General features: G+C 59.5%; 1 protein-coding gene. It reads left to right on the forward strand.

Translation table 11 applies throughout. The annotated features are described in order from the left end of the window. A partial coding sequence (locus tag FFS09_RS30455; RefSeq protein WP_137922641.1) for a DUF4113 domain-containing protein occupies positions 1 to 1143 on the forward strand: 1143 nt, incomplete at its 5' end. Between the last annotated feature and the right edge of the window lie 518 nt (positions 1144 to 1661).

Below are 1661 nucleotides of genomic sequence, written 5' to 3' on the forward strand. Positions count from 1 at the left end.
CAGGAACTGCTTGAGTACGGACGAGCACTGGAGATAACGGTTGGGGATACCTCTACGTACAGAGCTTTCCCTCTAATTGAAATGCAACACTGGCCATGGTACCTCTTAATCGATGAGTCCTTCATCGACCTCAGCGGGATTGCTGGCGATCTCACCAAACGGGCTCGCTCCATCCGTGCCCGTGTGAATCAGTGGGTGGGCATACCGACCTGTGTGGGCATCGCACCCACCAAGACCCTGGCCAAGCTGGCGAACCACATCGCCAAGCAAGCTGAGAGGAAGCCCGGCAGCTACCCGACCGAACTTGCTCAGGTTGCAGACCTCTCCCGACTGTCCGTGGGTGATCTCGATGCGCTGCTGGCCGTCACCAATGTGAACGAAGTCTGGGGCGTGGGTCGGCGCATCGCGGAGCAGCTCAAGGCCCAAGGTGTGACCACGGTGCTGGATCTGAAGCGCATGAGCCCATCATCGGCCCGCGCGGGCTGGAGCGTGATCTTCGAACGCACGGTGCGCGAGTTGCAGGGTGAGTCGTGCGTGGATCTGGAAGACGTGGCGCCGGCCAAGCAGGAGATCGCCTGTACCCGGTCGTTCGGCGCTGCGGTGCGTGAACTCGATGAGCTCATTGAAGCGGTATCGGAGTTCAGCAGCCGCGCTGCGCAGAAACTGCGCGCTCAGGCTGGCGTGACCAGTCAGGTGCTCGTGTTCATCCGGACCAGTCCGTTTCGTCAAACGGCTCAATACAGCCGCTCGCTGGTGGTGCCGCTGCGCCGTCCCACAGCGGACACGGCAGCGATCACCGGCGCTGCCGTGATGGGGTTGAAGGCGATCTTCAAGCCGGGCTTTGACTACGCCAAGGCGGGGGTGATGTTGCTGGACATCGATTCGTCAAGGTCGGAGCAGTTTGAGCTGGACCTTGGCGTTGAAGGCGGCGAGCCTGAGGCTGTCAGCCCACCCATGACATCTGGCTCGAGACCGAATCTCATGGCGGCCCTGGACTCGCTCAACGCGCGCTATGGACGAGGAACGCTCAAGCTGGCCAGCGCAGGCTTGGGTAGTGCGCCGCGCAACTGGACCATGAAGCAGGAGCGGCGTACGCCGGCGTACACCACGCGCTGGGAGGACATGCCTGTGGTCAGGGCGTGAGGGTGACTTCGCGACAGTTGGGGGGCCTTGGTCTCGGGCGAAAGTTTTGATTTGGTCGGCTAAAGACTGATGACGGCTGTACAGTTTTCTGAACTGGGTCGCTTCAAAGCTGACCTTTGAATTGGCAGTCCGATCACTGGCGCACTGTCTTCTACGAACTCTGAGGCTCGTGGCACGTTCGGTTAATCTAGCGCAACTAAAGCGGGAGGTGCCTCTTGGAGTGGTGGAAAGATTTCTGGACGTACTTTGATGCTCTACCAGAGGGTCCACAGGGCTATTTGCTGGGCACTGCTGTTGCGCTCTTTGGCGTGCTGCTTGGCTCGATCTTTGCACTCTTTGGGGTGTACTCGACAAATCGGACGAACCAAAAAAACCTCCGCATGCAATTGGCGCATGACCAAGCGATGGTAAGCGTCCAGCCATCCCATCTTGAATCTGCGTTAGGCGCATAGGACGCTCGTGTCCACCTTCAACTTTTTGGTGGACACGTGAGCACTATTCCTGAACAAGCCGTCGGC

The organism is Hydrogenophaga sp. 2FB (assembly GCF_005503365.1).
In the GTDB taxonomy this organism is placed as follows: Bacteria; Pseudomonadota; Gammaproteobacteria; order Burkholderiales; family Burkholderiaceae_C; genus Hydrogenophaga.